The sequence below is a fragment of the Nonomuraea sp. B5E05 genome, assembly GCF_039880665.1.
Taxonomy (GTDB): Bacteria; Actinomycetota; Actinomycetes; order Streptosporangiales; family Streptosporangiaceae; genus Nonomuraea.
On sequence record NZ_JBDPMJ010000005.1, the window covers coordinates 189,358 to 208,145 of the forward strand.

Consider the following 18,788-nt stretch of genomic DNA (forward strand, 5'->3'; position numbering starts at 1 on the left):
GGCGGGTTCGCTCACCTCAACGTGCCGGGCGTACGCTCGGCGGAGCCGCTGTGGCCGGGCAGGGCGCCGGCGACCTCGCGCGCGGGGATCTGCTGAGCAGGCCGTACGGCGAGCCGCGCCGCGACCGCGAGCACGGCGACCGCACCGATCGTCAGGCCCGTGCCCGCCCAGATGGGCGAGGTGAAGCCGAAGCCCGCGCCGATCGTGAGCCCGCCCAGCCAGGCGCCGAGCGCGTTGCCCAGGTTGAAGGCGGCGATGTTGCTGCCCGAGGCCAGCGTTTCGGCGCGCCCCGCGTAGTGCATGATCCGCATCTGCAGGCCGGGCGCGGTCGCGAAGCCGAACGCCCCCATCAGCAGCAACGAGACGAGGGTCATCGCCTGGCTTCGTGCGGTGAGCGCGAACACGGCGAGGACGATCGCGAGTGCGGTGAACACGACTGCGAGAGCGCGGTCGGGGGTCCACCGGTCGGCGGCCTTGCCACCGGCCAGGTTCCCCGCGAACAGGCCGACGCCGAACAGAACGAGCAGCCACGGCACCGCGGTGGCGGCGAAGCCGCTCACCTCGGTGAGGGTGAAGGCGATGTAGGTGAAGGCGCCGAACATGCCGCCGAAGCCGAGAATCGTCAGGAGCAGTGAGAACCACACCTGCGGATGCGTGAACGCCGACATCTCGGCCCGCAGCCCACCCGAGCGGGTCGCGCCTGGCCGGCTCGCCGTACGGCCGGGCACCAGCAGTGCCACCCCGCCCAGCGCGACCACCCCGATCAGGGTGATCATCCAGAACGTGGCCCGCCAGCCGAACTGCTGGCCGATGAGGGTGCCGAGCGGCACCCCGAGCACGTTGGCCGTGGTCAGCCCGGCGAACATCGTCGCGATGGCGCCCGCGCGCCGGTCGGGTGCCACGAGCCCGGCGGCCACGACCGAGCCCACCCCGAAGAACGCGCCGTGCGACAGGGCGGCGACGATCCTTCCCGCGAGCATGGCGCCGTAGCCGGAGGCGAGCGCCGAGATCAGGTTGCCCGCGATGAAGATCACCATCAGGCCGAGCAGTACGTGTTTGCGGTTGATCCTGGTCACGGCTGCGGTGAGCCCGATACCGCCCACCGCGACGCTGAGGGCGTAGCCGGAGATGAGCCATCCCGCGACCGGTTCGGTGACGCCGAGGTCCGCCGCGACCTTGGGCAGCAGTCCCATGATCACGAACTCGGTGAGTCCGATGCCGAAGCCTCCGATAGCGAGAGCGAGCAGGCCGAGAGGCATGAGCCTTCCATTCTTCGTTGTGCAAGCTTATAGGGCGCGTGTGCAACTAATTGACCAGCACCATACTTGCAGGCGCGGTATATTTCCAGGCGGGTAATTCGGCGGGAGGGTGGATCATGGGCATCTCCGACGACGCCGTGCAGATCCGCGCTCGCGGCTGGCGCACCCTGGCCGCGCTCCACGGCATGATCGACGCCGCTCTGGAGAAGGCCCTCCAGTCCCACCTGCGGCTCTCCGTGGTGGAGTACACCGTGCTCGACGCGCTGTCTCGCCAGGACGGCTGGCACATGCGCATGCGGCAGCTCGCCCGCGCCGCCGCCCTGTCGAGCAGTGCCACCACCCGCCTCGTCACCCGTCTGGAGGAGCGCGGGCTGCTAACGCGCGTCCTGTGCCAGGACGACCGGCGCGGCATCTACACCGAGCTCACCGACCAGGGCTGGGCCCTCCTCCTCGAGGCCCGCCCCGTTCACGACGAGACTCTCGCCGCCACCCTCGCCGAGGCCGGGCGGCTCCCCGAGCTCGCTCCCTTGGTCGCCGCGCTCCACGACGTGGCTGCCTCCGCGTGACGTTCGCTTCCCCGGCGGAACGGGGAAGCGGCGCGAAGATCGGCGAACGCATGCACGAGTACCGCGCGTGCATGAAGACGTACGCATCCCACGGCATATGCGCGTGGCCGCCCCTTCCTTGGCCCAGGCGCCGATCTAATGGAACTCGGGTCCCGTTAGTGTGCTACGGTACTAACAGAACTGGAGACCCGTTAAGGATGGGGTGCGAATGGAGTATCGACAGCTGGGAGCGTCCGGACTGAGGGTTCCGGCGTTGAGTTTCGGAGCAGGCACCTTCGCGGGCAAGGGCCCGCTGTTCGGCGCGTGGGGCACCACCGATGTGACCGAGGCCAGGCGGCTGGTGGACATCTGCCTCGACGCCGGCGTCACCATGTTCGACACCGCCGACGTCTACTCCGACGGCGCGTCCGAGGAGGTGCTGGGGCAGGCGATCAAGGGCCGCCGCGAGCGCGTGCTCATCTCGACGAAGGCGGGCCTGCCGATGGGAGACGGCCCCGGTGACGCGGGCACCTCACGGCCGCGCCTCATCAAGGTGGTCGACGACGCGCTGCGCCGCCTGGGCGCCGGCCACATCGACCTGTTCCAGTTGCACGCCTTCGATGCCTACACCCCCGTCGAGGAGGTGCTGTCCACCCTGGACGAACTGGTCAGGGCCGGGAAGCTGCGCTATGTGGGCGTGTCCAACTTCTCCGGCTGGCAGCTCATGAAGTCGCTGGCGGTGGCGGACGAGTACGGTTACCCGCGCTACGTGGCCAACCAGGTCTACTACTCGCTCATCGGCCGCGACTACGAGTGGGAGCTGATGCCCCTCGGTCACGACCAGGGTGTCGGCGCCCTGGTATGGAGCCCGCTCGGCTGGGGCCGCCTCACCGGCAGGATCCGGCGCGGACAGCCGCTGCCCGAGCACAGCCGGCTGCACCAGACCGCCTCCTTCGGCCCGCCGGTCGACGACGAGCACCTCTACACCGTGGTGGACGCGCTGGAGGAGATCGCCGAGGAGACCGGTAGGTCCGTGCCGCAGGTCGCGCTCAACTGGCTGCTGCAGCGCCCGACCGTCTCCTCGGTCATCATCGGCGCCCGCAACGAGGAACAACTCCGCCAGAACCTCGGCGCGGTCGGCTGGAATCTCTCCTCCGGCCAGGTCGCCAGGCTCGACCAGGCGAGCACCCGGACCGCGCCCTACCCCTACTTCCCCTACCGCCGCCAGGAGGGCTTCGCCCGCCTCAACCCTCCGATGGAAACCCTGCTCAAGGAAACGAAATGAACGTCCCAGCCAAGCGACTCGCCCTGTTCGCGGCCGCCCTGGCCGTCGTGCTCTCCACCGGAACCGCCCACGCCGACCGCGCGCCCGAATGGTCGGGCGCCTGGTCGGCCTCGCCCCAGGCCCCGAGTACGGGCTTCGCGCCGAACTGGTCGGAGCAGGGGTTCGACGGTGAGACGATCCGCCAGGTCGTCCGGGTGAGCGCGGGCGGCTCCGCGGTACGCGTCCGGCTGTCCAACGAGTACGGCAAAGCGCCACTGAAGGTGGCCGGGGCCACGATCGCCAGGACGGTGAAGGGCGCGGACGTGAAGGACGTCCGGCCGCTCACGTTCGGCGGTAAGCCGTCGACCACGATCGCGGCCGGCCGGCGCGTCGCCACGGACGCGGCCCGCCTGCGGGTCAAGCCCTTCGAGTCGGTCGCCGTCACGCTCTACCTGTCCGGGCGGACCGGCCCGGCGACCTTCCACGCGCAGGGCTACGCCACCACCTACCGGGCGGACGGCGACCACCGGGCCGACCGTGACGGTGCGGCGTTCATGGACACGACCGTCTCCTGGTACTACCTGACCGACGTGGAGGTCGACGGTGGCCCGCCGGCCAGGAACGCGGTCGTGACCCTGGGCGACTCGATCACGGATGGCTTCGGCTCCACCACTGATGCGAACAACCGCTTCTCCGACGAGCTGGCCGAGCACCTGAAGCGGCCGGTGCTGAACCAGGGCATCGGGGGCAACCGCGTGCTCACCGACTCGGCGTGGTACGGCGAGCGGGCGTTGGACCGGCTCCGGCGGGACGTGCTGTCCAAGCCGGACGTGGGTACGCTCTTCGTGCTCGAAGGCATCAACGACATCGGTTTCAGCGACTGGGCCGGCGAGGCGACAGCCGTTCCGCGGACGCGGGTGAGCGCCGCCCAGCTCATCGAGGGGCACCGGGCGCTGATCGAACGTGCCCATGCCAAGGGCATCAAGGTGGTCGGGGCGACGCTCCTGCCGTACAAGGGCTCGCAGTATTTCACGGCCCGCGGCGAACGTGTCCGCGACGCTCTCAACACCTGGATCCGCACCTCCGGCGCCTACGACGCGGTCGTCGACTTCGACAAGATCATGGCCGACCCGGCGGACCCGGACCAGATCAACCCGGCCTACGACAGCGGCGACAAACTGCACCCCGGGGATGCCGGATATCGGGTCATGGCCGAGGCCGTGGACCCGTGCATCCTGGGCTGAAGCCCGCCCGTGGCGCGCACGACGACCCCTGCCCGCAGTCACGCCGCAGGCAGGGGCTGTTCCACGTCTCTCCGGGAGTTCCAGACCATTTCTTGACGGTGGCGGGCGCGTGGCGTAGTTGATCACCTGGGTATGGACCTCCCTGTAGGTACACATTCAGCTACCTACCGTTACGGTCGTTCGTGTCTCGGGGGGTTCGGATGCGACTGGGAATTCTGGGCGGGCTGGGACTGATCGCCGCGGTCACGATGGTGTCCGGTTGTGACTCGCCGCCCGACACCGCCAAGCTGGTGGACAACAAGGCCGACGCCGCCACCAAGGTCAAGGTCAGCAAGGCGGCCAAGGCCAAGGCCGCGGCCGCCGTGAAAGCGAACGAGCTGGGGCAGATCCCGGTGCTGATGTTCCACCGGGTCATCCCCAAGCCGACCACGACGGACGACCGGACGCCGCAGCAGTTCCGCGCGGACCTGGAGCGGCTGGTCAAGGAGGGGTACGTGCCGATCACGGCCGCCGAGATGGTGTCCGGCAAAATCGACATCCCGGCCGGCAAACATCCCGTGGTCCTGACCTTCGACGACTCCTCACCGTCGCAGCTCACCCTGAACCAGATGGGCGTGCCGCAGAAGGACACCGCCGTCGAGATCCTGCTCGACGTGGCCGCCAAGAACCCGGGCTTCCGCCCGGTCGCCACCTTCTACGTGACCCGCGACATGTTCGGCAAGAGCACCCCCGAGGAGCAGGCGCAGATGCTGCTCTGGCTGAAGAACCACAATTTCGAGATCGGCAACCACACGCGCGACCACCTCAACCTGCGCGGGCTCACGCACGAGAAGGTCGAGGAGCAGATCGGCTCGATCGCCAAGCAGGTCGGCACGTTGTCCTCGGTCAAGCCGTCCACGATCTCCCTGCCGTACGGCAACCAGCCGCGCAAGAAGCAGTGGGCCATGCGGGGCAAGCACTTCAAGCACCAGGGGGCGTTCCTGGCCGGCTACACGCCCGCCCAGGCCCCGTTCAGCAAGTCGTTCGACCCGGCCGGCATCCCGCGGATCAAGGTCATGGAGAAGAAGGGCGACTGCAAGCAGTTCTGCTCGCACGCGTGGCTCGACTGGCTCAAGAACAACCCGGACATGCGCTACACCTCGGACGGGGACCCGCGCACGGTCGCGTACCCGAAGTACAGGGCGCCGTACCTGCGGAAGTCGTTCCTCACGTGGAGCCTGCCGTACTGAGGGCCGGGACCGGCCGGCGCGGCGTCACCCCGATCGCGTGGTGAAGGCGATGCCGGCCGCCCGCAGCCGGTCGATGAGCGGCCGGCCCATGGCCGAGGCGGTCGTGAGCTGCCCCGCGAGGTCGGGCACGTCGTCGAAGGCCAGGCAGAGCGCCGACTCGGCGAGCATCTTGGCGGTCTCGTCATAGCCGGGGTCGCCGCCCGCGACCTCCGTGACGACCCGCTCGCCGCCGCCCTCGCCCAGGAACGTGACCTTGAACCAGCTCTTCGCACGCTGCTCGGGCGACGGGCCCTCGCCGGGTTTCACCCGGCTCTGGAGCCAGCCGCGTACGGCGGGGACCTGGGAGACCATCGCGAACACCCCCGCGCCCGCCACGACCGCCAGCGCCGCCGGGAGGGTCTTGACGGCGATGTGCTGGCGGTAGGCGAAGTCGGGGCCGTAGCGGTCGAGGAGGCGGGCCGAGCGGCCGACGATGCGCGGGTCGACGGTGGGCATCGGGAGCGCCCAGCCGCCCACGTAACGCAGGCCGCCCGCCCGCGCGCTCACCCTGCGGCCGAGGGGCCCGGCCTCGGCGGAGCGACGGCGGCCGCCGGCCTCGGCCGCCTGCCTGGCCCGTCCGACGATGGACATCGCGCTCATCAGCGTGCCGCTGGAGAAGCGCGCGTTGGCCCGCAGGAAGGCGCTGACCGTCAGCGGGACGTCCTTGGGCAGCTGGGAGACGGTGTAGAGGGTGCCGAGGTCGAAAACGATCGAGTCGAAGCCGCAGGCGTGCACGATCTTGGCTCCGCTGCTGACGGCCCGGTCGTGGTGGCGGACGTAGACCCGGTCCACGAACTCCGGCTCGCCCGTGAGGTCGAGATAGTGGGTGCCGGCGTCGGCGCACGCGGCGACGAGCGGCTCGCCGTACGTGATGTAGGGGCCGACCGTGGTGGCCAGGACGCGCGTCTGGCGGGCCAACTCGGCCAGCGAGCCGGCGTCCGTGGCGTCGGCGAGCAGGATGGGTACGTCGAGCCCGAGACGCTCCAGCTTGGCCCGGTCACGCCCGGCCAGCGCCCACCGCGTGCCGGGGCCGGCGGCGCGGGCGAGATAGGCGGCGGTGAGGGCGCCGGTGAACCCGCTCGCACCGAAAAGTACGATGTCATAGGGACGGTCCATGATCAGCGGCTCCTGGTGATCGTCTGCTGCACATTCGACCGTGCCCATGGCCACGCCGGCGAACCCCCAAGGTCTCGAAGGCTTAACAAATCCCTGGGAAGTGGCTGGGCGTCGTAAAGTTTGCGTCGTTGGGGTCAAGCACACGTGGGGATGACGAATGCCGCGAATCGCACCGTTGGTGGCCGGCGATCCCGACCACCTGGGGTCGTTCCGGCTGTCCGGACGGGTCGGAGAAGGCGGTCAGGGCATCGTCTACCTCGGCGTCAACGACGAGGGGGAGCGTGCGGCCATCAAACTGCTGCACGTGAAGTTCAGCGGCGACACCATCGCCCGGTCGCGGTTCGCCAGGGAGCTGAAGGCCGCGCAGCGGGTGGCGTCGTTCTGCACCGCCAGGGTGATCGAGGCCGACCTAGACGGTGACACCCCGTACATCGCCAGCGAGTACATCGAGGGCAAGGCGCTGCGGGACCTCGTCGAGACCGACGGGCCGCTCACCGGCACGGCGCTCGACCGCCTCGCCATCGGCACCGCCACCGCGCTCACCGCCATCCACCACGCCTCGATCATCCACCGCGACTTCAAGCCCGACAACGTGCTGATCGCCGCCGACGGGCCGCGCGTGGTCGACTTCGGCATCGCCCGCATCATCGACTCCACCGGCACGATCACCAGCCGGGCCATCGGCACGCCCGCCTACATGGCGCCCGAGCAGATCGCGGGCGACGACATCGGCCCCTACACCGACGTGTTCTCGTGGGGGGCGACCATCGCCTTCGCGGCGACGGGAGAGACCGTCTTCGAGGGCAAGTCGATCGCGGTGGTGCTCAACCGGATCCTCAACCACGAGGTCGACGTCGACATGATGCCGGAGCCACTGCGCAGCGTGGTGAGCTCGGCACTGGCCAAGTCGCCGGCCGAACGGCCCTCGGCCGATCAGATCCTGCTGCGGCTGCTCGGTCAGTCGTCCACGGCGGGGGCGTCCACGGCGGTGCTCACCAAGGGCGTGCAGCTGGCCGGTGACGACACGACGCCGTTCATCCGGGTGTCGGCGGGGTCGATCACCGACCACCCCAGCCGGCGGGCCTCCGCCGTACCGACCCACGGGCCGACCCACGGGCCGACCCACGGGCCGACCCACGGCACGGGCCATCAGACCGGTTCCGGTCACCACGCCGGCATGGCCTGGCCCGCGGTGAAACACGCCGCGCCGGGGACGGAAACGGGCGCGGGGACCGGGACCGGCGCCGGCACGGGGACCGGCACAGGCACAGGGACAGGGCACGCCGCGACGGGGCCTCAGAGCGCGCCAGGGCAGGAGACGGCGCCTCCGGGCGAGTCCGGGCCGCCCCCGGGCGAGACGGGGCCGTCTGAGGGCGGCGGGACGCCGTACCCGGCGGAGAAGCTCGCCACGCGCGGCCGGCGCCGGTGGGTGAAGGCAGGGGTCGCGGCCGCCGCCGCGCTCGCCCTCGTCGCGGCCGCCGCGGTGGCGGCGACGAGGAACGGCTGGCTGTCATTGCCCTTCGGCGGCACGGTGGAGCAGACGGCCGACCCCTCCCGCCCGAGCGTGGTGGACAAGGTGGCCGGCACCGGGCGGATCGTGATCGGCGTGCGGGGCGACCTGCCCGGCGTCGGCCTGCGCAACGGCGACGGGTTCGACGGCTTCGACGTCGACATCGCCCGAGAGCTCGCCGCGGAGCTGGGCGCGAAGGAGACGAAGTTCGTCCAGGTCAGCAGGAGTGACAGGGCCGACGCGCTGGAGAAGGGCCAGGTCGACCTCGTCGTCGCCGCGTACTCCATCGACAAGGGCAGGACACAGTTCGCCGGCCCCTACTACCTGGCGCACCGCGACCTGCTGGTGCGCGCGGACAGTGACTTCGACACCATCGCCGACCTCAAGGGAGAGAAGGTCTGCGCCGCGAGCAGTTCGTCCCTCGGCGAGGTGCAGGAGAAGGTGGCGGTCGAGCCGGTGCCGGCCAGCGACTACGCCGCCTGCATGGACCTGCTCAGAAGCGGCAAGGTCGCCGCGGTGCCGGGTGAGGACGTGGTCCTGGCCGGATTCGCGCAGCGCGAAAGCATGCGCTTCAAGATCCTCGGCGCCAAGCTCAACAACGAGCGTTACGCGGTCGGCATCAGGAACGGCGACGTGAAGACCTGCAAGGCGGTCAAGGCCGTCATCGCCGACCTCTACGCCAGGGGTGTCGTCAAGCGGCTCCTGACCAGCAGGTTCGGTAGGGTCGATTTCGAAATGGAGCTGAAGGTACCCGCGATGGAAACCTGTTGATGACGTGCGGGTAACATCCCGAAGGTCAACGAATCGTCCTGCGAGTTAGGGGAAGGCCATGGCGTCGTCAGCCACTGCGCCCGTCAAGGTGACCGTCACCGGAGCAGCCGGCCAGATCGGCTACGCGCTGCTGTTCCGCATCGCGTCGGGGCAACTGCTCGGCGCCGACGTCCCGGTCAGGTTGAGCCTGCTGGAGATCCCGGCGGCGGTGAAGGCGGCCGAGGGCACGGCGATGGAGCTCGACGACTGCGCCTTCCCGCTGCTGTCCGGCATCGAGATCACCGACGATCCCAACGTCGCCTTCGCGGGCGCCAACGTCGCCCTGCTGGTCGGCGCCATGCCGCGTAAGGCCGGCATGGAGCGCGGCGACCTGCTCGGCGCCAACGGCGGCATCTTCGGCCCTCAGGGCAAGGCGATCAACGACCACGCCGCCGACGACATCAGGGTCCTGGTCGTGGGCAACCCGGCCAACACCAACGCGCTCATCGCCCAGCGCAACGCGCCCGACGTGCCCGCCGACCGCTTCACGGCGATGACCAGGCTCGACCACAACCGCGCGCTGTCGCAGCTGGCCGCCAAGCTCCAGGTGCCGGTCACCGAGATCAAGAAGATGACGATCTGGGGCAACCACTCCGCCACCCAATACCCTGACCTGTTCCACGCCGAGGTGGGCGGCAAGGTCGCGGCCGAGCAGGTCGACGGCGACTGGTTGCGTGACACGTTCATCCCGACGGTGGCCAAGCGCGGTGCCGCGATCATCGAGGCGCGCGGCGCCTCCTCGGCCGCCTCGGCGGCCAACGCCGCGATCGACCACGTCTACGACTGGGTCAACGGCAGCGAGTGGACGTCGGCGGCCGTGGTCTCCGACGGCTCCTACGGCGTGCCCGAGGGGCTCATCTCGTCGTTCCCCGTGCGCGCGGCCGGCGGCGCGTTCGAGATCATCCAGGGGCTCGAGATCGACGCGTTCTCCCGCGAGCGCATCGACGCCAGCGTGCGCGAGCTGGAGGAGGAGCGCGACGCGGTGACGTCGCTGGGCCTCATCTGAGCGCAGGCACCGCCCGAACGCGAAACGCGCGCCCTCGTCGTCACTGGGGCGCGTTCGCGTTCACGGGGCCCGCCCTGCTACGGGCAGGCCGCGGTGGGCACGGCGGGTGCGGCGGGCACGGACTGGATCGACGGTACGGGCAGGATCGCCGGCGTGGGCTGCAGGGCGGGCGCCGGCTGCGACGTCGCGAACAACACGCCGGCGGCGGCCATCAGGCTGCCCGCCACGACGAGGGCACCGTAGAGCAGCTTCGTGACCCTTGGTGAAAAGCTCCTCACGTTTCGGTATCCCAGCACATATCGCGCCTCCATATCAGGTGTTTCGCGAAAGCGCTCTCCAGGCATCGAAGACGATGTCGCCCAACGCCGCCCGCTCGGCCTTCCAGCCCAGCTCGCGCTGGATCTTCGCGGACGAGGCGACCAGCACGGCCGGGTCGCCGGGCCGGCGGTCGCCGACGACGACGGGGATCTCGTGGCCGGTGACCTCTCGGCAGACCGAGATCACCTCCTGGACGCTGAAGCCGGTGCCGCTGCCGAGGTTGTAGATCTTGTGCTCGCCCGGCGTGCTGGCGCCGAGCGCCAGCAGGTGCGCCCTGGCCAGGTCGGACACGTGGATGTAGTCGCGCACGCAGGTGCCGTCGGGCGTCGGGTAGTCGGAGCCGAACACGCTCACGGAGTCGCGCTCGCCGGTCGCGACCTTCAGGACGTTGGGGATGAGGTGGGTCTCGACCGTGTGGCGCTCGCGGTAGCGGCCGTGGGCACCGGCCACGTTGAAGTAGCGCAGGCTCACCGCGCCCAGGCCGCGCACCTGCGCGAACGCGGTCAGCGCGGTGTCGACGGCCAGCTTGGAGGCGCCGTAGGGGTTGGTCGGGCGCGTCGGGTCGCCCTCCTGGATGGGGGAGCGCTCGGGCTCGCCGTAGGTGGCCGCGGTCGAGGAGAACACGATCCTGTCCACGCCCTTGTCCCGCATGGCGTCGAGCAGGGCCAGCGTGCCGCCGAGGTTGTTGGCCCAGTAGAGTCCGGGCTTGGCCACCGACTCGCCGACCAGCGACTTGGCCGCGAAGTGCAGCACCGCGTCGGCGCCGTCGAGCGCGTCGTGCGCGTGGGCGATGTCCGCCCGGACGAATCGGGCGCCCTCCGGCACCGCGTCCTCGTGCCCTGTCGACAGGTCGTCGAGTACGGTCACCTCGTGGCCCGCCTCGACGAGTTGCGCCGCGACGACGCTGCCGACGTATCCGGCACCACCCGTGACCAGCAGCCTCATGTTCACTCCTGTTCAAATATGTTGGATTTTGTACGGCTTGCCGTTCAGCATACGCGGGAAAGCGGCCGAGTACGCTGCCAACCACCATGTTTGACACCGTCGTGGCCAACATCGCCCTGGTTCTGCTGTTCATTCTGATCGGCGGCTTCTTCGCCGCCGCCGAGATAGCGATGGTGTCCCTGAGGGACAGCCAGGTACGCCAGATCTCACAGCGGGGCCGCAGGGGCGAGCGTGTGGCCAAGCTCGCCCGCGACCCCAACCGTTTCCTATCCGCCGTGCAGATCGGCGTGACGGTGGCCACCATGTTGTCGGCCGCGTTCGGCGCCGACCGGCTGGCCGCCCAGCTCGTGCCCGTGCTCGAAGGGTGGCGAGTGCCCGAGGCCATCGCTCCCGTCATGTCGCTCGTGCTGGTGACGCTGGCCATCTCGTACGTGTCGCTCGTGCTGGGAGAGCTGGCCCCCAAGCGGCTGGCGCTGCAGCGGGCCGAGGGCCTGTCGTTGTACGTGGCGCCGTTCCTCGACCGGCTCGCCGGCCTGTCGCGCCCGATCATCTGGGCGCTGTCCAAGTCCACCGACGTCGTGGTCCGGCTGCTCGGAGGCAACCCGAAGGCCGACAGGGAGGAGGTCACCACCGAGGAGCTGCGCGAGATGGTGGTCGGCCACACCGACCTGACCGCCGACGAGCGCAAGCTGATCGCGGAGGTGTTCGCCGCGGGCAAGCGGCAGCTCAGGGAGGTGATGTTGCCGCGTACGGAGGTGGAGTTCATGGAGGCGGACACGCCGCTGGACGACGCCGCCCGCCTGGCCGCCACGCTCCCGCACTCGCGCTTCCCCGTCTACCGCGAGTCGTACGACGAGGTGGTCGGGTTCGTGCACGTGCGTGATCTGCTCGACCCCGAGCTGGCCGGGCGGAGCGAGCCGATCAGCGCGGTCGTGCCGATCAGGGCGGCCAAGTTCGTGCCCGCGTCCAAGCGGCTGCTCACCACGCTCAACGAGATGCGCGCGGAGGGCCAGCACCTGGCCATCGTGGTGGACGAGTACGGCGGCACGGCGGGCATCGTCACCCTGGAGGACCTCGTCGAGGAGCTGATCGGCGACATCAGGGACGAGTACGACCTGGAGGACGACGTCGTGGTCCTGCCCGCGGGCGAGATCGAGATCGACGGCCTGACGAACCTCAACGACTTCGCCACCGAGACCGGCATCCGGCTGCCGGACGGCCCCTACGAGACGCTGGCCGGGTTTGTCATGGCCATGCTGGGGCACGTGCCCGTCGTCGGGGAGAAGGTGGAGGTGCTGGGCTTCGAGATGAGCGTCACCGAGCTCGACGGCCGCCGTATCGCCAGGGTACGCGTGAAACGCCGTCCGGTCGTCGAGTCGCCGCCCGACCAGGATTCCTGACACAATTGCCTGCTATGGCCAGACCTCGTGTACTCTCCGGCATCCAGCCCACAGCGGACTCCTTCCACCTGGGCAACTACCTGGGTGCGGTCCGCCAGTGGGTCACCTTGCAGGAGACCCACGACGCGTTCTACTGCGTGGTCGATCTCCACGCGATCACCGTGCCGACCGAGCCCGACGCGCTGCGCCGCCGCAGCCGCGTGGCCGCCGCGCAGCTGTTCGCCGCCGGCCTCGATCCCGAGCGGTCGACCATCTTCGTGCAGTCGCACGTGCGCGAGCACAGCGAGCTCGCCTGGATCCTCACCTGCCTCACCGGGATGGGCGAGGCGGCCAGGATGACCCAGTTCAAGGACAAGTCCGCCAAGTTCGGGGAGAGCGCCGCCAGCGTCGGCCTGTTCACCTACCCGATCCTGCAGGCGGCCGACATCCTGCTCTACCAGGCCGACCGCGTGCCGGTGGGCGCCGACCAGAAGCAGCATCTCGAGCTCACGCGCGACCTCGGCGGGCGCTTCAACCACCGGTTCGGCCTGACGTTCAGGCTGCCGGAGCCGTACATCCTGAAGGAGGTCGAGAAGATCACCGACCTGCAGGACCCGACGGCGAAGATGTCCAAGTCGTCCTCCAGCCCGGCCGGCATCCTCGACGTCCTGGAGCAGCCGGGCCCGCTGCGCAAGAAGGTCATGCGCGCGGTGACCGACACCGGCTCCGAGGTGCTGTTCGACGAGGAGAACAAACCGGGCATCAGCAACCTGCTGCGCATCCAGTCGGCGCTGACCGGCACGTCCATCCCCGACCTGGTGGCCCGCTACGAAGGGCAGGGCTACGGCACGTTCAAGAAGGACGTGGCCGAGGCGGTCGTGGAGGCGTTCTCGCCGATCAGGGAGCGCACGGAGAAGCTGCTGTCCGACGAGAAGGAGCTCGACCGGATGCTCGCCATCGGCGCCGAGCGCGCGTCGGCGGTGGCCAGGGAGACGATGGCCCAGGTCCGCGACCGGGTCGGCTTCCTGCCCACGACGTAGAGGCCGCCGCGGGTGCGACGGGCGCTCAGACGTCGTCGCGCAGGATGGGGCAGGTCATGCAGCGCGCGCCCCCGCGGCCCTTGCCCAGCTCGAAACCGTCGATCTCGATGACCTCGACGCCGTGCTCGCGCAGCTTGCGGTTGGTGAACTGGTTCTTGCGGTAGCCCACCACGACCCCGGGCGACAGGGCGAAGAAGTTGTTGCCCGAGTCCCACTGCTCGCGGGCCCGCTGGTGGTCGTCGCCGCCGGTGGGGATGACGTCCAGGCGGCGCAGGCCCAGCGACTCCTCCAGCGCGTTCACGAAGCCGGTGTCGCGGCGCACGTCGAGCGTGCCCGGCTTGTCGCCGGGCCGCAGCGAATAGGTGGTCGCCGCTTCGAGGAACGGCGGGTACGCCGTGGCCTTGTCGACGTCGAGCAGCGTGAAGACGGTGTCCAGGTGCATGTACGACCGGCTCTTCGGCACGTGGACCGCGATGACCCGCTCGGCCACCTCCGCCGCGAACAACGACAGCGCCAGGTGCTCGATGGTGCGCGTGGTGGTGCGCTGGCTGATGCCGACGGCGACCGTCCTGTTGCCGATGGGCATCATGTCGCCGCCCTCCATCGCGGCCGTGCCGTAGTCCTTCTCGTTGAAACGCTGGTCGTCGCCCGCGAACGGATACCAGAAGCCGAAGTCCCGCCCCGCGAACATCGGGTGGTGGTGGTAGATCGTGGACTGGTTCATCGTCTCGAGCAGCCGGACGGGGAAGAACATCGGGTTCAGCGCGACGCCGCCGTACAACCAGGCCGAGGGGTCGCGCTGGTAGAGCGAGTTGGGCAACGGCGGCAGGATGAACTCCCCGCTCTCGCCCGCCGCGGCGACCAGCGAGGAGTGCTCCAGGGCGGCCGTCCCGAACTCCTCCTTGGTCAGGCCGCCGATCAGGGCCGCGGCGAGCCGGTCGCCGCTCCACCCGGACAGGGTCTCCCTGACGGTGTCGACGAGGATCGGGCCCACCGTCAGGTGGGTGACGGTCTCCTCGATGGCGTGCCACTTGGCCTCGAAGCTCGTGTCGAGGGCCTCGGCCAGCAGCTGCTGGTGGTAGTGGACCTCGATGCCGCGCTCACGCATCAGGGCCACGAACGCGTCGTGCTCCCGCTGCGCCTGCTCGACCCAGAGGATGTCGTCGAACAGCAGCTGGTCGCTGTTGGCCGGGGTGAGCCGCCTGAGGCTGAGCTCCGGCCGGTGCACGATGACCTTGCGCAACGTGCCCACCTCGGAGTGGACGCCGAACCGCTGATCGTTCATGGTGATCTCCTCGGACGGTGATCAGCGAACCCGCCGGACCCCGCGTGAACGCCGGACCGGGCTCCCGAACATCCCCGTCCGGGTCGCCGGCCAACCGCGTCGAGCGGTGCCTTGGAGATTTCCTGCCTCCCCCATGGGAGGCCGCGCGAGGTCAGCCGCGCCGCACGACCCAGTGCACCCGCAGCAGCGCCCGCAGGGCGGCCAGGCTCGGCCGGGTGAACCGGGTCTCGCCGCGGACGGCCGTCCAGCCGGAGGGGCCGCGGTCGAAATCCCAGCCGGGAAACTCGCGCGTCGCCTCCTGAAGCAGTCTTTCCATGACGAGATCGGCACTCGGCGCTGTGGTCATGAACGCAGAGTGGCATCAGGACGCCGCACGGTGACGAACTGAGGCGAAGGATCTCCCAGTTCGCATGGACCGAACTCAGAGTTCGTTCCTCAGATCAGGATTCCGTGCCGCTCGGCCAGGAAGCGGACCTCCGGCGCCCACGAGGGCCGCGCCCGCCGTGCCAGAGCCCGGACCATCTCTCTCAGCAGCGGCTTGTGGTCGAGCTCCTCGGGGCTCTCCCGCTCGAGGCGCAGCAGGTGGAGCAGGCTGGCGGCGTCGTCGCCGAGGTCCTCGCAGGCGCGGGCCACGTGGCCGAGGTGGGTGGTGCGCCGCTCGATGGACGGCGTGCGGCGCAGGTCGATGTCGTCGGCGATGCGCAGCACGGCGTCGGGGCGGCCGGCGTCGTTCTCGATGCTGGCCATGTGGATGGCGACGTTGGTGGGCCCGAAGAAGGCCAGGTCGTAGCCGTCCGAGTGCTCGTGCACGCGCTCCGCGAGTTGCGTGGCGGGGCCGCGCAGCCGTTCCCTGGCCTCGTCGTCGTCGCCCGAGCGGGCGGCGCCGACGGCGGCGAGCAGGTGCAGCGCGCCGAGCGCCTTCCTGTGGCGCTCGTCTCCGTCGGCGACGTGGGGTTCGAGCACTTCGAGGCCCCGCCGGGCGACGTCGTACGCGATCTGGTGCATGTCGTCGGACAACATCGACTGCCCCAGGCTCCAGTACGCCCACGCTCTCATCAGCGGATCGGCCGACTCCTCGGCGAAGCGCATGGCCCGGTCGGCGGCGAGGTGGGCGAGGTCCACCCGGCCCAGGTGTTTGAGCACGCCTCTGGCCAGCAGGTACGCGTCGGTCGCGACGCTGTGGGAGGCCGGGGTGCGTTCGAGCGCGAGGTTCTCGGCGTCGGAGATGAGCGAGGGCAGGGCCGCCATCAGGATGGAGTAGCGGCGGGCCGAGGTGAACCAGGCGTTGCGGGCCGCCGCCACGCGTTCGGTGAGCTGGTCGGCGTCGGGCGGCTCGAGGTCGGGGGTCAGCGTGCGGCAGGTGAACAGGGCACGTTCGATGTCGCGGACCTGCGGGCGGCTGGGCTCATGGGAGTCGCGCGGCGTCTCTCCTAACAGGACCGTGGTGCGTACGCCGAGCACCTTGGCGATCTCCCGCAGGAGGGGGAGTGACGGGGTGCGTTTGCCGTGTTCGATCAGCTCTATGTGCCTGGTGGTGCAGCCGGACTGGGTCGCCAGCGCGGTGGTGCTCATGCCCCTTCGTTCGCGCTGGAGCCTGACCATCTGCCCGGTGCTGATTTCGGCCATGGGCGTGGCGCCTCCTGGGTCGGTCCTAACTGCACAGGCTAGGGCCCACGAAGATCGCCTGTACTGGATTCCGCCCTGCTCAGGGGAGGTGATGGTGGCTCGCTCGTGAAAGGTTGATCGGCCAGGGAATGAGAGGGGGATGGCGAGTCTGGCGGAGCGGATCGAGCCGGTGAAGGCCTGGGGCCGGCGCGCGGTGGACGACTGGCGGGTCCGCCGGCCGTCGATCGACCACCTCATCAGGACGGTGCAGCGTTACCGGCTGCAGTCGGGCGATCGGCTGGCCGGCGCGGTCACCTACTTCGCGTTCCTGTCCTTCTTCCCGCTCCTCTCGCTGGCGTACGCAGTGCTCGGGTTCGCGGTGGCGACCAGCGAAGCCACCCGCGACGCGCTGCAGCGGGCGATCGCCGAGCGGCTGCCCGGTCTCGCCTCCCAGCTGAACCTCGAGGGCATCGCCCAGGCCAGGGAGGCCGCCGGGATCATCGGCCTGCTCGGTCTCCTCTACGCCGGGCTCGGCGCGCTCGACGCGCTGCGCGAGGCGTTGCGCGAGATGTCGATGACGACCGCGCCGCCGCTCGGCTTCGTCGCCGGCAAGCTGCGCGACCTCGCCTCGCTCGTCATCGTCGGGGCGACGATGATCCTGTCCGTGCTGGTGGCCGGGTTCGCCACCACGGCCACGGACAAGGTGCTGCACGCGCTCTTCGGCGGCTCGTCCATGCTGGTGACGCTCGGGCTCAGGATCGCGGGAGTGGTGGCGAGCGTGGGCGCCGACTGGCTGCTGTTCGTAATCCTGCTCGGGTGGGTGGCCAAGGCCGGGCTGCCGTTCCGGGCGATCGCCAAGGGCGCGCTGCTCGGCGCCCTCGGGTTCGGGGTGCTCAAGCAGGCGGCGACCCTGCTGCTCGGGCACACGCTGAGCAACCCCGTCTACGGCGCGTTCGCGGTCATCGTCGGCCTGCTGATCTGGATCAACATCTCGGCCCGGCTCGTGCTGTTCGTCGCCGCGTGGACGTCGACGGCGGGGTTCAGCCCGCCGCCGGCCCCGTCGCCGGTGCCCGCGTCGGGGACGTCGTCAGAGCCGTGACCTGCCGCGCTTGCGGCGGATCCCGTACGCGAGCCAGACCAGGCCGAACAGCAGCCCGCCGCCGATCACGAGCGCCCCCACGGTTCTGGTGGAGTCGTCCTGCTTCGAGGCGGCCCTGTCCAGCAGCGCCGGCTGGGCGGCGGGCGTGACGGACGTGGAGGCCTGCGGCGTGGGCGCGGCGGCCCGCGGGTCGGGCAGCGGATCGACGAGCCTCCCGACCGGTGTCGCCTTGCCGCGTACCGCGAAGCCCCAGTCGAGCAGCTTGGCCACCTCGTCCCAGAAGAAGCCCTCGTGCCGCATGATGCTCACCACGATCGTGTGGCCGCCACGGGTGGCCGCGCCGACGAAGCTGGCCCTGGCCTTCGAGGTCCAGCCGTTCTTGACGCCGATCATGCCCTTGTAACGCCAGAGCAGCTTGTTGTGGTTGCTGATCTGGTAGTGCTTGCCCTTGGGTGCGGGGAAGTTCGCGGTCTTGGTGCTGATGTAGCGCTTGAAGTCGGGGTTGGCCAGTCCGGCGCGGGCGATCAGCGCCAGGTCGTAGGCCGAGCTGCTCTGCCCCGGCTTGTCCAGGCCGCTGGGCGTCTTGGCCACCGTGTCGTTCGCCTGCAGCCGCTTGGCCTCGGCGTTCATGTCACGCATGGTCTTGTCCAGGCCGCCGTTCGTCTCGGCCAGGGCCATGGCGGCGTCGTTGCCCGACGACATCATCAGGCCCTTGAACAGGTCCTCGACCTTGTACTTCGCCTTGACGGACAGGCCCACCGCGCTGCCCTCCTGGTTGCAGGCGTTGCGGCTCGGCCGGATCTCGCGGTTCTTGTCGAGCTTGGGGATGAGCGTGAGCGCGGTCAGCGCCTTGAGCGTGCTGGCCGGCAGGTAACGCCCGTGGGCATCCTTTGCCGCGAGCACGTTCCCCGTGGTGACGTCCGCGATGACGTACGACGTAGCCTTGCTCTTGGGAGGCTTCTTGACGCCGTCGGGCGACACCAGGCCACGGCGGCCCAGCGCCTCGCCGCCGACCGGTGTCGTCGGGGCGGCGTAGGCGGTCCCGCCGGTGAGCGAGACTGAGGCGATGAATGCCGCAATTGGCACGATTTTCGT

17 protein-coding genes are annotated in these 18,788 nt (G+C 70.0%); 9 read left to right on the forward strand and 8 right to left on the reverse strand.

Annotation, left to right across the window (positions count from 1 at the left end):
* Positions 1-11: 11 nt before the first annotated feature.
* Positions 12-1,259 carry an MFS transporter gene (locus ABGB01_RS11890; protein WP_347773221.1) on the reverse strand — a complete coding sequence of 416 codons (1,248 nt, stop codon included), beginning with the start codon at positions 1,257-1,259 and terminating at the stop codon, positions 12-14.
* Between the two features lie 116 nt (positions 1,260-1,375).
* Between ABGB01_RS11890 and ABGB01_RS11895 the strand changes: the two genes are divergently transcribed.
* The 4 genes from ABGB01_RS11895 to ABGB01_RS11910 all read left to right on the forward strand — a co-directional run bounded on the left by ABGB01_RS11895 (position 1,376) and on the right by ABGB01_RS11910 (position 5,541).
* Entirely contained in the window at positions 1,376-1,825 is a 450-nt protein-coding gene (locus ABGB01_RS11895; protein ID WP_347773223.1) for a MarR family transcriptional regulator, read from the forward strand.
* 253 nt (positions 1,826-2,078) lie between these two features.
* On the forward strand, positions 2,079-3,089 hold the full coding sequence (locus tag ABGB01_RS11900; RefSeq protein ID WP_347773225.1) for an aldo/keto reductase: 1,011 nt from the start codon (positions 2,079-2,081) through the stop codon (positions 3,087-3,089).
* Positions 3,086-4,312, forward strand: a complete 1,227-nt coding sequence (locus ABGB01_RS11905; protein WP_347773227.1) for an SGNH/GDSL hydrolase family protein — start codon at positions 3,086-3,088, stop codon at positions 4,310-4,312. Before ABGB01_RS11900 ends, ABGB01_RS11905 begins: the two co-directional genes overlap by 4 nt.
* Positions 4,313-4,512: 200 nt before the next feature.
* The gene (locus ABGB01_RS11910) at positions 4,513-5,541 is read left to right on the forward strand and encodes a polysaccharide deacetylase family protein (protein WP_347773229.1); all 1,029 of its coding nucleotides are present in this window, start codon (positions 4,513-4,515) and stop codon (positions 5,539-5,541) included.
* Between the two features lie 24 nt (positions 5,542-5,565).
* Here the strand turns inward: ABGB01_RS11910 and ABGB01_RS11915 are convergent, their stop codons facing one another.
* Positions 5,566-6,696, reverse strand: a complete 1,131-nt coding sequence (locus tag ABGB01_RS11915; RefSeq protein WP_347773230.1) for a saccharopine dehydrogenase NADP-binding domain-containing protein — start codon at positions 6,694-6,696, stop codon at positions 5,566-5,568.
* A 157-nt stretch (positions 6,697-6,853) separates the two neighbouring features.
* Here ABGB01_RS11915 and ABGB01_RS11920 point away from each other — a divergent pair, with 157 nt between their 5' ends.
* Positions 6,854-8,977, forward strand: coding sequence for a serine/threonine-protein kinase (locus tag ABGB01_RS11920; RefSeq protein ID WP_347773232.1), 2,124 nt, complete (start codon positions 6,854-6,856; stop codon positions 8,975-8,977).
* A gap of 58 nt (positions 8,978-9,035) precedes the next feature.
* Positions 9,036-10,022, forward strand: a complete 987-nt coding sequence (locus ABGB01_RS11925; protein ID WP_347773234.1) for a malate dehydrogenase — start codon at positions 9,036-9,038, stop codon at positions 10,020-10,022.
* Positions 10,023-10,099: 77 nt separating this feature from the next.
* Here the strand turns inward: ABGB01_RS11925 and ABGB01_RS11930 are convergent, their stop codons facing one another.
* Together ABGB01_RS11930 and galE are read right to left on the reverse strand one after the other, a co-directional pair.
* Positions 10,100-10,300 (reverse strand): hypothetical protein, encoded by a 201-nt coding sequence (locus tag ABGB01_RS11930; RefSeq protein WP_347616642.1) that lies wholly within the window; start codon positions 10,298-10,300, stop codon positions 10,100-10,102.
* Between the two features lie 34 nt (positions 10,301-10,334).
* On the reverse strand, positions 10,335-11,285 hold the full coding sequence (gene galE, locus ABGB01_RS11935; protein WP_347773236.1) for a UDP-glucose 4-epimerase GalE: 951 nt from the start codon (positions 11,283-11,285) through the stop codon (positions 10,335-10,337).
* 86 nt (positions 11,286-11,371) lie between these two features.
* On the opposite strand from galE, the gene ABGB01_RS11940 reads away from it, so the two are divergent.
* Entirely contained in the window at positions 11,372-12,685 is a 1,314-nt protein-coding gene (locus ABGB01_RS11940; protein ID WP_347773237.1) for a hemolysin family protein, read from the forward strand.
* A gap of 14 nt (positions 12,686-12,699) precedes the next feature.
* Positions 12,700-13,704 (forward strand): tryptophan--tRNA ligase, encoded by a 1,005-nt coding sequence (gene trpS, locus ABGB01_RS11945; protein ID WP_347773239.1) that lies wholly within the window; start codon positions 12,700-12,702, stop codon positions 13,702-13,704.
* Between the two features lie 25 nt (positions 13,705-13,729).
* Here trpS and ABGB01_RS11950 read toward each other — a convergent pair whose 3' ends face one another.
* From ABGB01_RS11950 to ABGB01_RS11960, 3 genes are all read right to left on the reverse strand, one after another.
* A complete protein-coding gene (locus tag ABGB01_RS11950; RefSeq protein WP_347773241.1) occupies positions 13,730-14,989 on the reverse strand; it encodes an arginine deiminase in 1,260 nt (419 codons plus the stop codon).
* Positions 14,990-15,140: 151 nt separating this feature from the next.
* Positions 15,141-15,335, reverse strand: a complete 195-nt coding sequence (locus ABGB01_RS11955) for a hypothetical protein (RefSeq protein WP_347773243.1) — start codon at positions 15,333-15,335, stop codon at positions 15,141-15,143.
* An 89-nt stretch (positions 15,336-15,424) separates the two neighbouring features.
* Positions 15,425-16,615 (reverse strand): helix-turn-helix transcriptional regulator, encoded by a 1,191-nt coding sequence (locus ABGB01_RS11960; RefSeq protein ID WP_347773245.1) that lies wholly within the window; start codon positions 16,613-16,615, stop codon positions 15,425-15,427.
* Positions 16,616-16,754: 139 nt separating this feature from the next.
* On the opposite strand from ABGB01_RS11960, the gene ABGB01_RS11965 reads away from it, so the two are divergent.
* Positions 16,755-17,693 carry a YihY/virulence factor BrkB family protein gene (locus tag ABGB01_RS11965; RefSeq protein ID WP_347773247.1) on the forward strand — a complete coding sequence of 313 codons (939 nt, stop codon included), beginning with the start codon at positions 16,755-16,757 and terminating at the stop codon, positions 17,691-17,693.
* Here ABGB01_RS11965 and ABGB01_RS11970 read toward each other — a convergent pair.
* Positions 17,682-18,779: a D-alanyl-D-alanine carboxypeptidase gene (locus ABGB01_RS11970; protein ID WP_347773248.1), complete on the reverse strand. Its 1,098-nt coding sequence runs from the start codon at positions 18,777-18,779 to the stop codon at positions 17,682-17,684. The genes ABGB01_RS11965 and ABGB01_RS11970 overlap by 12 nt on opposite strands.
* Between the last annotated feature and the right edge of the window lie 9 nt (positions 18,780-18,788).